A 13737-nucleotide genomic window follows, 5' to 3' on the forward strand; every position below is an offset into this window, starting at 1 on the left:
CGCTAAAGCAGGGCGCGGAAGCGGGCGGCGACCTCGTCCCAGGTCCACTCGCCGGTGATCCAGTCGCGGCCGGCCGCGCCCATCTTGCGGGCCTTCTGGGGGTCGGTGAGCAGCTCGACGACGGCCTGCGCGATCTCGCCGGGATCCTCGCCGTTGACGACCAGGCCGGTCTCGCCCGGTCGTACGGCGTCGGGGGCCCCTCCCGACCGGCCGGCCACCACGGGCAGGCCGGTCGCGGACGCCTCCAGGAACACGATGCCGAGGCCCTCCACGTCCACGCCTCGCAGCCGGGTGCGGCACGGCATCGCGAAGACGTCCGACGCCGCGTAGTGGCCGGGCAGGTCGGCCGCGGGGACCGTGCCGGTGAACCTGATCGACTCGTGCCCGCCCGCCAGCCGTTCCAGCCGCCGCCGGTACGGGCCGCCGCCCACCAGCAGCAGCACCGCGTCCGGCACCGAGCGCAGCACCTGCGGCCAGGCGGCGATGAGCCGGTCCTGGCCCTTGCGCGGCACCAGCCGTGACACGCACACCACCACGGGCCGCTCCCCGAGGCCCAGCCGGGCCCTGACCGTCGCGCCCGCCGCGGGCTGGAACTGCTCGACGTCCACGCCCGGCGCGAGCCTGACGAGCTTGCCCGGCGGGATGACGGGGGCCAGCCTGGCACGGGTGTACTCCCCCAGGTACGTCACCACGTCCGCGTGCCCGCCGATCCTGCGCAGCACCGAGCGGAAGCCCGGCGCGCTCGCCCACGACGCCTCGTGGCCGTGGGTGAGCATCACCACCCGCTCTGCGCCCGCCCCGCGCAGCCGCGGGGCGAGCAGGCCGAGCGGCGCCGCCGCCCCGAACACCACCGTCCGCACGCCGTGCGCGGCCACCAGCCCGGCCGCCGTGCGCGCGACGGCCGGGGCAGGCAGCATGAGCCGGGTGGGGTGCCGCACGACGCGGAACGGCTGGCGCCGGTCGAACTCGGCGCTGCCCGGCCAGGCGGGGGCGTAGACCGTCACGCCTGGCGTGCGCAGCGCGAGCCCGTGCACGAACGACTGGATCCCGCCCGTGCGGGGCGGGAAGTCGTTCGTGACGAAGAGCACGCCGGAAGGTGTCACGGGATGGGCACGCCGTTCAGCCGGGCCCATGCGCGGGCCATGGCGATGCGCTCGGGACTTGACGGATGGGAGGCATAGAGCACATATTCCACCGCATTTGGCGTCAAGTCGGAAATGTTGGTCGTTGCCAGGCGTTTTTGCATGGCGATGAACATGGCCGGGTCCCGCGTCAGGTCCAGCGCGTGCACGTCGGCCCTGGCCTCGATGTGCCGGCTGATCAGATTCTGCGCCGGGCCCAGCAGGAACCCGCCGATCGTCATCAGCCCCAGCAGCGCGCCGACCGCCCGCGGATCGGTGATCGAGGTGACCTTCGTCCGCCGCCGCAGCGGGTCGAACACCAGGTAGAGCAGGATCGCGCCGAACGCCGAGCCGAGCGCGCCGATGAGCGTGCCGTGCAGGACGTCGTCGTACTTGGCGTGACCCAGCTCGTGCGCCACGACCAGCTCCACCTCGCGCTGCGGGGCCCGCAGCAGCGTGTCGTAGACGACGATGCGGCGGGTGGCGCCGAAGCCCGACACGTACGCGTTGAGCGCCGTCGTCCTGCGTGAGGCGTCGGCCACCAGCACGTCCTCCACCGGCACGCCGTCGCGGGCGGCCAGGTCGAGCAGGTTCGTCCTGAGCGTGCCCTGCTGCATGGGGGTGAACTCGTTGAACAGCGGCTCGAACACCACCGGGTAGACGAACGAGGCCGCCACCGTGAACGCGAACGCCCCCAGCGCCGCGGGTATCCACCAGCGCCGCACGTGGCGGGCCAGCGCGACCAGGACCAGCAGCATGAGGCTGAGCAGGACCGTCTCCACGCCCAGGTTCTTCAGCCGGTCCGCCGTCCAGCCCGCCCAGTCCTGGGTGGACAGGCCGTACTCGCGCAAGATCGTCTCGAACCACATGCCGAGCGGCCACCTGAGCGCCTCGACGATCGCGGTGATCACCACGGTGCCGGCGATCACCCGCAGCCACCACGGGCCCTTCAGCACGCCCAGCACCTTCGCCCCGAACGGGGTCGCCACCAGCAGGCCGGCGAAGATGAGGGTGAGTGCGAGCGAGAGGTAGCCCGGCAGGCTCGTCGCCGCGTCGAACGCCTCTCCCCTGGCGATCTGGGCGGCGGTGAAGTCGCGGGCCGGGTCGGGCGGGCCGCCCGTCAGGACGTGCCACGGTGTGGTGAACGCGGCCACGGCGATGATCACGATGCCCAGCAGCGCCAGCGCCACGCCGGCCTGACGGCGCAGCGCCGGCGTGGTCACCCCCCGCTCGTCCATCCCCCCGCCGTTCCCCTCGCTCAGGCTTTGACTGCGCTCCTTCCCGCCGTTCCCGGCGGTATGTCCCGGGTCGCTCTCCTGTGGGTCTGTGGCCGGGCCGGGAATCGGGGCGGGTGGGGGTCCGGCGCCCACGGCGGCCAGTGCGTCCTCGGTCACCTCGTCGGCTTCCTGCGGATCGCGGTGGTTCGTCCCCCGGTCGTCCGGGTCTTGTCGTTCGCTCATCTGCCTCCCCTTCACACGAGCTGATCCCGCACGTACGCGCGCCACCGCGCGGTCAGCGTCGCGACGGAGAGCCCGAGCGCGGCGAGTGCCCGATCGGCCCCGTCCAGGCGGGCCGCACGGTAGAGCCTCACCAGGGTCCCCTCACCGAACCGGTCAGCGAGGAAGCGACACGCCAGCCACGCCTCCTGGTACGCCCGCGCGAGCCCGGCCGGGTCACCCCCGTCCGCCGCGAAAGCCGCAGGTCCGGGCAGAACGGTCGGGAGACGCCCGGCGCGCACTTCGGCGGCCAGCTCGGCGGCGGCCGTCGCCACGGGCAGTCCGGCGTCGCGGTAGGCGACGTAGTCGGCGAAGCCCTCGTACAGCCAGACGGGCAGGCCGTCGGTGCCGGCGACGACATGGGTGAGCTCGTGGGCGAGGACGACGTCCCTGCCGACGGGGTTGAGGGTGGCGAACGCCTCTGGGACGACGATCACCCGCGTGCCGTCGGCCACCGCCGCGAGCCCGTCCACCCCGCCCACCCGGGCCAGGCGTGCGGCCTCGCGGGCGTCGGCCGGGACGACGACGAGGGGGCGTACGGGGCGGGCGAGCACCGCCGACACCCGCCTGCCGGCCGTGTCGGCCGTGCGCGCCAGCTCGCCGAGCCCCTCGGCGTCGTGGCCCACGACCGTGGACCACCGGCCGCGGCGTACGACGTGGGGCCCCGGCCACAGGTCGCGCGCCCGGGGTGGCAGGACGGGCGCGTCCGGCAGCGGAGCGGCGGCCGGGACGGCGAGGAGCACCAGGCCGGTCACCGCGGCTCGTCGGCTCACCTGCTCGGACACAGTGCCCGATCGTATGCGCTGCCTTGCGGGTCAGGGGTCGGGAACGCGAGAGCCCCGTCCGGATCGGGGAGGATCCGGACGGGGCTTCTTCACACGCCGGGACGGACGGCGCCGACGAAGGACGACCTTCGCCATCCGCTCAGCTTGTCGATGCGTACCCGTTCACCTGTCCGCGGTGAATGGATCATCTTGCCCTTGCCGACGTACATGCCCACATGGCCGAGCCCGCTGAAGAACATCAGGTCACCTGGCTTGAGATCGCGCCAGGAGACCTTCTTCCTCGTGCGGACGAACTGGCTGCTCGCCACGCGCGGGAGTTTGACGCCGGCCTTCTTCCAGGCGAACTGGACGAGGCCCGAGCAGTCAAACGAACCAGGTCCTGTGCCCCCGTAACGGTACGGGTCACCGATCTGCTTCTTGGCCACGGCGACGGCCTTGCCGGCCCTCGCCTTCTGCCGGGCGGCTTTGGCGGCCCTCTTACGGGCCTTCGCCGACGCCGTGGTGCGGGCGGTGGTCGCCGCCTTCACCGTCGTGCCGGCCGCCGCGCTGGTCTCGCGGGTCGTCGCCGCCTGAGCTGCCGGGGCATGGAGGACCATACCTCCGGCCGTCACGGTCATCGTGAGTGCTACACCACTCAGGGCAAGGCGGGACAGGCGGGGGTTCTGCAGGGAGTTAGACAGGATTTCTCCTTGTGTCTTCCACGAACGCCTACCGGGTTAGCTGACGGATTCGGGCGTGGAAGTCGCCCTACGGCGCGATGGGCGCGCCGATTCACCCCTGATCCTTCGGGGAACGTGGGATCGCTGGGTCCCCGGCTCCGTGCCTCCTGGCTGCACGGATTCGGCAGGTCGGCACCCCGATCAGAAGTGCGATGGGGATATCAGGGCCGACCGGCGGGTTTTTGTCTGTCTCACATCGGGAGGAACCGATGCCGGTTCGCGGCGACATGGCTTGTTCACCGCGACGACGCCAGAAGCTACGCCGAAGGGTCAAGGATCGGCAAAGCGTGAATGGCCCTGTAAAGATCAGATAGCGGGATTTGTCAGACTCGAAACCCCTGCTGGGACCCCAGGTCTTGTGACCAAAATGTGACCTCACTCACACTTGCTTTCGCGGCCTTTTGTCAGGTCCCAGCAGTCACATGAGTCACATCAGTCACAAACGCGAATCACCTTCTCTTCCCGTCGGCCGGCCGGACACGTGGGACACCGTCCCGAAAAATCTGCCCTTTGTACGACTTGCCCTAGTAGTGGCCGATCAGGAGGTCATGCCCGTCGCGACCAAGTGGGTCGGAGAGTCTGGCAACTATAGATCTTCGTAGACGAGCCGCGACACGGATCACAGCCGAGCGGCCACCGTGTGCGCAGAGTGCTGATGCTGAACGCGACTGCGATGAGGGCGAGCGAAACGCGAGCGCCAGGAGCCGGCGCCAGGCCGGACCCCCCGCTGTCACACAGAAAGCCCCGGCGGCCGAACCGCCGGGGCTTACGCAGCCAGACCAGAACTCAGCGGCTGGGCTTGAGCGGCCGAATCGCCCGGGGCCGGATGCCGGGGGCGAGGGCCGGATGCCGGGGGCGGGTTACGGGCGGATGGCGCCGACGAGGCTGCGGCCGTAACCAGAGAGTTTGACGACCTTGACGACGTCACCCGTCTGCGGCGCGTGGACGATCTGCCCGTTACCCGCATAAATGCTGACGTGTCCCAGGCCCTCGGAGAAGATGAGGTCGCCGGGCTGCAGGGCGTCCAATGAAACTCGCCGGCTCTGGCCCCAGGCCCATTGCTGCCACGTCGTCCGGGGCAGCGAGACCCCGGCGGCCCGCCAGGCCGCCTGCGTGAGCCCCGAGCAGTCGTACCCGCCGGGCCCGGTGCCGCCGAACACGTACGGCTTGCCGACCTGCGCGTACGCGAACCGCAGCACCGCCGCCGCGCTCCCCGACGCCGGGCCGGTGTACTTGATGCCCGTGCTGTTGGGGTTGCCCGGGTTGTAGGCTCCCAGCTTCTTGAGCAGCTTCTTCTGCTGCGCGATCAGCTTGAGGATCTCCGAGCGTTCCTTCTGGACGGCGTCGCGTTCCTTGTCGGCGGCCTTGAGCGCCTTCTGCGCCTTGTCCCGCTCGATCTTCAGTCCCCGGTTCTCCCGGTCGAAGGCGGCGAGCTTCTGCAGGCGTTCCTGGGAGAGCTGCCCGGCCACGGCGAGCCCGGACAGGCGGCCCTGGGGGTCGTTCGAGCCGAAGATGCCGGGCCATGAGGTGATGTCCTCGCCCAGCTTGTAGCTGTCGACGGCCATGCCGGCCACCTGGGTGCGCAGGTCGGCGACGGTGGCCAGCTTGCGCTTGTAGCTCGCGTCGAGCGAGGAGTAGGTGCTCTTGGCCTTCTTGTAGCGCTCGGTGGCGGTGTTGTACCGGTCGACGACCTTGTCCGCCTTGTCGTTGAGCTTCTCCAGTTTGGCCTTCGCCTGGGCCAGCGTGGGCTGGGGATCAGCGAGGGCCGCTCCCATCGGAGTCAGCATCAGTCCGAACGCGAGACCCGCGGCCATCGGCACCCGGCCAAACCTCACTGTATCGCCCTCCCCAGGATTTACATCTGGGGCGAAATAGTACAGAAGTGGCGGGTGAGCTAGTGCTAAACCGACCAATTCGTAACTTAGGCGCGACTCAGTCGGCGCAACAGCAAACCAGACGGAACGGGTCTGGCTCCCATCCGGCGTACGGACTCTGCCACCTCGCGGTCGGACGAGACGACGGCGATGGCCCGGCCCGGCGGCTCGGCGCGGACGAGCTGGCGGATCAGGTCGTCGGCGATCTCCCCCGGCGCGCTGAACAGCACTCGTACCCCCCGCGGCGCCACCACCTGCACCGGCGCGTTGAGCTCCGCCCCGTCGAAGACCACCGTCACCTCGACGCGGGTCTGGGCGACGAGCCCGCCGAGCCCGTTCATGAGCCGGGTGCGCTGGTCGGCGAGGGTGAGCGTGCCGTAGCCGGTCTTGGTGACGTTGTAGCCGTCGATGATGAGGTGCACCTGCGGCAGCGCGAGGAGCTGGTCGAGCAGCTGCGGGTCGTCGTCGGCCAGCGCGCGGGCGGGCACGCCGCGGACGTTGGGGCGCTCGCCGGTGACCGCCGCGACCGAGTCGGCGGGCCGGCTGATCGTGGTCGGCAGCGCCAGCTCGCGGCGCAGCCCGGCGGAGGCGTCCTGGAGGGCGTCGAGCAGCACGCGGATGCGGGCGTCCTCGATGCTCCTGCCCTCCCTGGCGGCCCGGCGCGAGGCTTCGAGCTGCTTCTCCACGTCGGCCAGGCGCTCGCGCAGCCGCCGCAGCTCGGCCTCGGCGCCGCTGCCCGCGTGGGAGGCGGCGGTCCTGGCCTCCTCGGCGGCGTGCTCCATCTCCTCGGCCCGCCGCACCGCCGCCTTGGCCCGCTCGCGGGCGTCGTGGAGCTTGCGGCGCAGGTCGGAGTTCTCGGCGCGGGCCGCCTTGAGCTGCTCGCGCAGCCGGTCGGCCTCCTCCTTGGCGGCGGTCTTCTGGGCGGCGAGCTGCTCGCGCAGGCGGGCGACCGCCTCCTCGCGCTCGGAGCCCTCCGCCGCCACCGCCGAACGTTCGAGGTCGGCTCGGGCGGTTTCGATCATTTCCGCCCAACCCGGCGGCCGGGTCAGATAGGCTGCCGCCGCCACCAGCACGGGATCGGCAGCCGGTGGCGCGTTGCCCTCGGCCAGCGCGGAGACCAGCTCGGGCCAGCCTGCGGCGACGGACTCGGCGACCAGCTCGCGGAACTTCTTGTCGTTCTCGAGCTGCGCCGCGATGGGCGCGCCGCCGAGTTTGGCGCGTTTGCGGGGATCGAATTTGGCGATGCCGCGCAGGGGTGGCGGGATCGTCGCAGCCGCCATCGTGCCGAGGACCTGCGACGCCAGATCGACGACGTTGAGCCGCACCTGCTCGGGAAGCGGGCGAGACAGGCCTTCACCCGCTGAACTCATCCCACTTGTCCCTTCGTGACATGCCCTTTCAGACAAGGGTACGGCTGTTGCGTACCTGACCGTAACGGCCACCCATCTGTGGACAAGCGCTTGCTAGGAGGTATACGACTGTCGCAGGACCCGTCTCCCCCCGGGAGGTCCACCGTGGCCGAGCAGCTTCGTACGTCCACCCGCGACCTGGCCGAACTGCGGGAACGCGCCACCGCCTGGCTCCGTGCCAAGGTCGGCGCGAGCGCGTCGGTGTTGGAGATGTCCAGGCCCGCGGAGAACGGGCTGTCCAGCGAGACCCTGTTCTTCACCGCCACCTGGGACGGCCGCTCCACCCGCTGCGTGGCCCGCCTGGCACCTGCGCAGGAGGCCGTTCCCGTCTTCCCCTCCTACGATCTGCGCACGCAGTTCGAGCTGATGCGCCTGGCCAGGGAAAAAGCTGGGATCCCAGCGCCCAGGGCCCTCTGGTTCGAGCCCGACCCGGCGCCGCTGGGCACGCCGTTCCTGGTCATGGAACGGGTGGACGGTGAGGTGCCGCCGGACGTGATGCCGTACACCTTCGGGGGCTGGCTGCACGACGCCTCCCCCGCCGACCGGCGGCGGCTGCAGGACGCGAGCGTCGGGATCCTCGCGGCCTTGCACCGTACGGTGTTCACGCCGGCCGAGCTGGCCCCGCTCGGGCCCGCCGGGCTGCGCGCGCACGTCGAGGCGCAGCGGGCCTACTACGAGTGGGCGCACGGCACGTACCGCATCCCGCTGCTGGAGCGCGCGTTCGACTGCCTGGAGGCGCACTGGCCGGAGGAGCCCGGCCCCGACGTGCTGAGCTGGGGCGACGCCAGGATCGGCAACATCATCTACCGGGACTTCGCGCCCGCCGCGGTGCTCGACTGGGAGATGGCCGCCGTGGGGCCGCCCGAGCTGGACGTGTCCTGGATGATCTTCCTGCACCGCTTCTTCCAGGACCTCACCGTGGGCGGCGGCCTGCCCGGCATGCCGGACTTCATGCGCAGCGCCGACGTCTGCCGCACCTACCGCGAGCTGACCGGGTACGAGCCCCGCGACCTGGACTTCTACGAGCTGTACGCCGCCCTGCGGCACGGCATCGTGATGGCCAGGGTCTGGCGGCGGCGCATCCACTTCGGCGAGCAGGCCATGCCCGACGACCCGGACGACCTGGTGCTGCACCGCGCGACCATCGAGCGATTACTGGCGAGCTACGAGGCGGCGTCGTAGACCAGCAGCGCCACCTGCACCCGGTTGTTGAGGCCGAGCTTGGCGAGGATGCGCGAGACGTGCGCCTTGACCGTGGGCACGCTCATGAACAGCTCGCGCCCGATCTCCGCGTTGGACTTCCCCTGCCCGACGGCCATCGCCACCTCGCGCTCGCGCTCGCTGAGGCGGGCGAGCAGCTTCCTGGCCCGCTGGGTGCGGTCGTCGGCCCCGCCGTCGGCCACATGGGTGATGAGCTGGCGCGTCACCGCGGGCGAAAGAATCGGCTCGCCCGCCGCGACCTTCCTGATGGCCGCCACCAGGTCGACCGGCGCGATGTCCTTCAGCAGGAACCCGGCCGCCCCCGCCCGCAACGCCCGCAGCACCTGCGCGTCGGCGTGGAACGTGGTCAGCACCACCACCTCGGGCGGCGCGGACGTGCGGCGCAGCGCCTCGGTGGCGGTCAGCCCGTCGACCCCCGGCATGCGGATGTCCATCAGCACCACCCGCGGCCGGTGCTCGGCGACCAGCGGCGGCACCTCGGCGCCGTCGGCGGCCTCACCGACGATCTCGATGTCGCCGGCGCCGCCGAGGATCATCGACAGCCCGGCCCGCACCATCGGGTCGTCGTCCACGATGAGCACCCTGATCGGGCCGTCCTGGTCGGCTGTGGTCATGAGACGTCCTCCCGCGTCGTCTCCACCGGCCACGGCAGCCAGGCGCGTACCACGAACTCCCCCTCCGGTGTCGCACCGTGCTCCAACCGGCCGCCCGCCAGCTCGGCCCGCTCGGCCAGCCCGATGAGCCCGGCGCCCGCGCCGGGCAGCCGGGCCCCGGACGGACGGACCGGGCGGGCGCCGAGCGGGTTGCGCACCTCGACCGACAACTCCTCGCCGCGCTCGCCCTCGACGACGACGCTCACCGGGACGCCGCCCGCGTGCTTGCGCGCGTTGGTCAGCGCCTCCTGGACGATGCGGTAGAGGTTACGGCCCTGCCCGTCGGGCACGTCGCCGGCCCGCAGGTCGAGCCGGACGTCCATGCCCGCCTGCCGGCACTCCTCCACCAGGGCGGGCAGGTCGGCCAGCGTGGGCTGCGGCCGGTCGGGCACGACATCGGCCTCGGGGCCCGCGTGCCGCAGCACGCCGATCACCTCGCGCAGGTCCTGCAGCGCCTGGTGGGCGCTGGTCCTGATGGCACCCGCCGCCCTGGCGATCTCCGCGGGCGGCGCGTCGGGGCGGAACTCCAGCGCGCCCGCGTGCAGGCTGAGAATCGAGATGCGGTGGGCCAGCACGTCGTGCATCTCCCTGGCGATGCGCTCGCGTTCGAGCTGCTTGGCCTGCTGGGCGGCGCTGTCGGCGCGCTGCCTGAGCGACCAGACGAGCTGCCGTCGCGCCCTGACCACGATCCCCCACGCGAACACCATGAGCACGACCGTCACGCCCAGCGCCACCGCCCATGCCCGCTCGTCGTCGTCCTCCGGGCGCAGCGCCACGAAGGGGACGAGGGTGAGGAAGTTGAGCAGCGCGACCGGCCCCGAGATCTTCAGCGGCCGGTGCACCGCCACCGTGAACAGCGCCACCACGCACGCCCCGCCCACCAGCTCCAGGTAGGACGACAGCAGCGCGGTGGTCACCGACAGCGCCACCGGCCACCGGCGCCGCAGCCACACCGCCACGCACGCCAGCGCGCCCGTCACCTGCTCCAGCACCATCAGCGGGTCGGGCTCGGGCTTCTTGTCCAGCTCGACGAGCGACAGGTAGGTGATGAGGCAGGCGGCCAGGAACATCAGCGTGTCGACGATCCAGTCGCGGGTGGAGCGGCGCACGCGCCCGCCCTCGCGGGCGTCGCCCAGCAGCACCGACGGCAGCGCCCACCGGTATTCGTGGGCGGGCACGCCGTCTTCCCGCAGCTCCGTCACGTTCATCGAGGTTAGGCCCTGCGAGAGGTACGGCGACAGCGACCAAAGTCGATGCCGTGCCAGACCTAGGGCCGATGTGCCCGATGCCCCGGCCCGGCCAGGCTTGGCGGCATGCAAGCGGTGCTGACGGTGTCGGGCTGGCTGCTGCTCCTGCAAGGAGTGGCCGGCCTGGGCGACGCCCTGTGGAACTGGTGGGGGTGGGCGCACGGCCTGCTCGTGGTCAACGTGGTGCCCGCGCTCAAGGGATATGAGGTGTTCGGCTCCATCGTGATCGGCGTGCTCGGCTTCGTGCTGCTGTCCGTGGCCGGGTCGCTGCGGCGGGAGGGGGAGGCATGAACGCGACCGGGCTGCGTCCGCCGCGCCACCGGGCCGATCCCCGGGCGGTGGCGTGGTGGACGGCGCAGTGGCTCATGTTCATGGTCCCCCTGGCCGGGGCCGCCGTCGTCGCCTACCTGCTGTTCACCGGCCGGCCCGGCTGGCTGGGCGTGCTGGTGGCGGCGTTCGCGGTGGGGTGCCTGGTGCTCGCCGTGGTGGCGCCGCGGATGTCCTACCGGGTCGAGCGGTGGGAGGTCACCGACGACGCCGTCTACACCCGCCGGGGGCTGCTCACGCACACGTGGATGGTGGCGCCGATGTCGCGGATCCAGCGGGTCGACACCGCGCGGGGGCCGGTGCAGCGGCTGTTCGGGCTGGCCGACGTCACGGTGACCACGGCGTCGTCGGCAGGCGCGATCACCATCGCCGGGCTCGGTCACGAGCTGGCCGCCGACCTCGCCGCCCGCCTGACCGCCCGCACCCAGGCCACCCCGGGGGATGCCACATGAACACACGCGAGGCGAACGCGGACGCCCCCCGGCCCGTCCCCGGACCGGAGCCGGGCGCGGGCATGGAGCCGGAGGTGGGGGTGGCGTGGCGGGGGGTGGCGCGGCGGAGTCCGTGGGTGACCGGGATCAAGTCGCTGGTGGTCGCGGCGGGGGCCGTGCTGGGGCTCGTCCGGTTCCTCGCCGGCCGCGACTGGCCGGTCGGGGGCATCGTGGCGGCGTGCGCCGGGGCCGTGGTGCTCATCGTGGCGGGCGCGGTCGCGTACGACGGGATCAGGGTGCGTGCCATCCGCTGGCGCCTGACGCCCCAACGGCTGGAGCTGCGCTCCGGCGTCACCACCCGGAAACACCTTTCGATCCCGCGCGACCGCGTGCGCAGCGTGGACCTGCGCGCCGACCCCGTGCACCGGATGTTCGGGCTGGCCGTGGTCAAGGTCGGCACCGGCGAGCAGGCGGGCGACGCGCCCGAGCTGACACTCGACCCGCTGACCAGGCACGACGCCGAGGCGCTGCGCCGCACGCTGCTGTGCCAGGGCGACCTGGCCGGCGAAGGGCCACTGGCGGAGCTGCGGTGGTCGTGGATCAGGTACGCGCCGCTGTCGGTGTGGACGTTCACCGGCGCGGCGGTGGTGCTGGGCGCCCTCTACAAGGTGTCCGACTCGTTCGGCATGAAGAGGTTCACCACGCGGCTGGCGTCCGAGCTGTGGGCGTGGATCGCCGCGCAGCCGCTGCTCGCCGTCCCGCTGCTGCTCGCGGTCAACGTGGCGGTGGGGGTGGCGGGGGCGATGCTGCTGTTCGCCGAGTCGTGGGGGCGTTACCGGCTCGACCGCGAGCCGGGCCGGCTCCGGCTGCGCCGCGGCCTGCTCACCACCCGCTCCCTGACGATGGAGGAACGCCGGCTGCGCGGTGTCGAGCTCAGCGAGCCGCTCCTGCTCCGCCTGGCCGGGGCCGCCCGCGTCAGGACGGTCGCCACGGGGCTGCGCAAGTCCGGCTCCGAGGACACCGAGGACGCCGCCGCCCTCACTCCGCCACTCCCCCGCCCCGACGCCCTCCGCATCGTCACCGCGGTCACCCCGGCGGGATCTTCCTTGGGAGAGGCCATGGTGGCGCTGGTGCGGCATCCGGCCGCGGCCCGGCGCAGGCGGGTGATGCGCGCGCTGGCGACGACCGGGGTCGCGGCCGGACTGTCGGCGGCCGTGGCGGCGGGGGCCGTGCCGTGGGCCGAGGGCGCGAGCCGGACCGTGGTGGCGGTCGTGGGGACGCTGGTGGTGCTGGCGTACGGGCTGTGGATGGCCGCGGCGGGGGCCGCGAATCTCGGGCACGCCCTCAGCCCCCGGCACCTGATCATGAGGAGAGGTGCGGTGGTGCGGCGTACGGTGGCGCTCGATCGCCGGGGCGTCGCGGGCTGGACGTTCACCGAGACCTTCTTCCAGCGCCGCTCCGGCCTGGTGACCGTCTCGGCCACGACGGCGGCCGGGCGCGGCCACTACGAGGTCGTGGACGTCGGCCGCTCCGACGGCCTCGACCTGGCCGCCGCCACCGTCCCCGGTCTGCTCGACCCGTTCCTCGAGCACTCGCGGAGGTGACCCAGGCGGCCCGGGAAAGCAGGCGAGCCGCGCGATCCCCCGGGGTTTGCCCATGCCCCTGTGCTGGACAACCCCATCGCGCGGCTCAAGCGCCTACGTTGATAACGCTATTTGTCCGACTTGCAACCGGGTTGCAGCCGCATTAACCGTTGACGGGGAAGTCCTGTCAGGTGATGATCCGCCCGTGACGACTGGCGGACCGGCGCTCGCGTGTCGCGCCCTCACCTGCCGTGCCGGCGGCCGTACGATCATCGCCGGCCTCACGCTCGAGGTGTTCCCCGCCGAGCGTGTCGCGCTCGTGGGCCCTTCCGGATCGGGTAAGACGACGCTGCTGACCACGCTGGCCGGGCTGCTCCCGCCGGTCGCGGGCCGGGTCCTGGTGCGCGGGGTGCCGTTGGACGAGCAGCCGGCGCTGCGGGCCGAGCTGGCGCTGGTGTTCCAGTCGTACGGGCTGCTGAGCCTGCTCACGGCGGCCGAGAACGTCGAGGTCGCGCTGCGCGCCGCCGGCCGCCCGCCGGCGGAGGCGATGCGGCTGGCGGCGCGGGCGCTGGAGCGCTTGAAGGTCGCCAAGTTCGCCGAGCATCTGGTGGAGGAGCTGTCCGGCGGCCAGCAACAGCGAGTGGCGGTGGCCAGGGCACTGGCCCTGCGCCCCCGGGTCCTGCTGGCCGACGAACCGACGGCCGAGCAGGACGCCGACCACCGCGCGATCGTCCTGGACGAGCTGCTGGCAGCGGCGGACGAGGGCACCACGCTGGTGATCGCCACCCACGACCCGGAAGTCGCCGACCGCTGCGACCGCATCATCGACCTCCGCACTCCCATTCACCCCACCAGGACCACCCCATGACCT

At 72.3% G+C, this 13737-nt stretch carries 13 protein-coding genes and 1 riboswitch; of the genes, 5 read left to right on the plus strand and 8 right to left on the minus strand.

What is annotated here, in order from left to right:
- Positions 1-2: 2 nt before the first annotated feature.
- From ABZW11_RS31445 to ABZW11_RS31470, 6 genes are all read right to left on the minus strand, one after another.
- Positions 3-1088: a glycosyltransferase family 4 protein gene (locus ABZW11_RS31445; RefSeq protein ID WP_355424904.1), complete on the minus strand. Its 1086-nt coding sequence runs from the start codon at positions 1086-1088 to the stop codon at positions 3-5.
- Positions 1089-1099: 11 nt separating this feature from the next.
- On the minus strand, positions 1100-2581 hold the full coding sequence (locus ABZW11_RS31450; RefSeq protein WP_355424907.1) for a M48 family metallopeptidase: 1482 nt from the start codon (positions 2579-2581) through the stop codon (positions 1100-1102).
- Between the two features lie 11 nt (positions 2582-2592).
- A complete protein-coding gene (locus ABZW11_RS31455; protein WP_355424910.1) occupies positions 2593-3402 on the minus strand; it encodes a hypothetical protein in 810 nt (269 codons plus the stop codon).
- An 89-nt stretch (positions 3403-3491) separates the two neighbouring features.
- Entirely contained in the window at positions 3492-3998 is a 507-nt protein-coding gene (locus ABZW11_RS31460) for a C40 family peptidase (RefSeq protein ID WP_355424913.1), read from the minus strand.
- 94 nt (positions 3999-4092) lie between these two features.
- Positions 4093-4258: riboswitch (cyclic di-AMP (ydaO/yuaA leader) on the minus strand.
- A 723-nt stretch (positions 4259-4981) separates the two neighbouring features.
- A complete protein-coding gene (locus tag ABZW11_RS31465; RefSeq protein WP_355424915.1) occupies positions 4982-5896 on the minus strand; it encodes an NlpC/P60 family protein in 915 nt (304 codons plus the stop codon).
- Between the two features lie 146 nt (positions 5897-6042).
- Positions 6043-7365 carry an NYN domain-containing protein gene (locus ABZW11_RS31470; RefSeq protein ID WP_355424918.1) on the minus strand — a complete coding sequence of 441 codons (1323 nt, stop codon included), beginning with the start codon at positions 7363-7365 and terminating at the stop codon, positions 6043-6045.
- A gap of 144 nt (positions 7366-7509) precedes the next feature.
- Here ABZW11_RS31470 and ABZW11_RS31475 point away from each other — a divergent pair, with 144 nt between their 5' ends.
- Entirely contained in the window at positions 7510-8586 is a 1077-nt protein-coding gene (locus ABZW11_RS31475) for a phosphotransferase family protein (protein WP_355424921.1), read from the plus strand.
- On the opposite strand, the gene ABZW11_RS31480 is transcribed toward ABZW11_RS31475, so the two are convergent.
- Positions 8568-9239 carry a response regulator transcription factor gene (locus ABZW11_RS31480; RefSeq protein ID WP_355424924.1) on the minus strand — a complete coding sequence of 224 codons (672 nt, stop codon included), beginning with the start codon at positions 9237-9239 and terminating at the stop codon, positions 8568-8570. The genes ABZW11_RS31475 and ABZW11_RS31480 overlap by 19 nt on opposite strands.
- Positions 9236-10480: a histidine kinase gene (locus ABZW11_RS31485; protein ID WP_355424927.1), complete on the minus strand. Its 1245-nt coding sequence runs from the start codon at positions 10478-10480 to the stop codon at positions 9236-9238. The genes ABZW11_RS31480 and ABZW11_RS31485 overlap by 4 nt, the downstream gene beginning before the upstream one ends.
- Before the next feature lie 111 nt (positions 10481-10591).
- On the opposite strand from ABZW11_RS31485, the gene ABZW11_RS31490 reads away from it, so the two are divergent.
- From ABZW11_RS31490 to ABZW11_RS31505, 4 genes are all read left to right on the plus strand, one after another.
- Entirely contained in the window at positions 10592-10816 is a 225-nt protein-coding gene (locus ABZW11_RS31490; RefSeq protein ID WP_355424930.1) for a hypothetical protein, read from the plus strand.
- A complete protein-coding gene (locus ABZW11_RS31495) occupies positions 10813-11304 on the plus strand; it encodes a PH domain-containing protein (RefSeq protein ID WP_355424933.1) in 492 nt (163 codons plus the stop codon). Before ABZW11_RS31490 ends, ABZW11_RS31495 begins: the two co-directional genes overlap by 4 nt.
- Positions 11301-12887: a PH domain-containing protein gene (locus ABZW11_RS31500; RefSeq protein WP_355424936.1), complete on the plus strand. Its 1587-nt coding sequence runs from the start codon at positions 11301-11303 to the stop codon at positions 12885-12887. The genes ABZW11_RS31495 and ABZW11_RS31500 overlap by 4 nt, the downstream gene beginning before the upstream one ends.
- Before the next feature lie 184 nt (positions 12888-13071).
- Positions 13072-13734, plus strand: a complete 663-nt coding sequence (locus tag ABZW11_RS31505) for an ATP-binding cassette domain-containing protein (protein WP_355424939.1) — start codon at positions 13072-13074, stop codon at positions 13732-13734.
- Positions 13735-13737: the final 3 nt, after the last annotated feature.

Origin of the sequence: Nonomuraea sp. NPDC004580, from assembly GCF_040609855.1 — a bacterium.
In the GTDB taxonomy this organism is placed as follows: Bacteria; Actinomycetota; Actinomycetes; order Streptosporangiales; family Streptosporangiaceae; genus Nonomuraea; species Nonomuraea salmonea.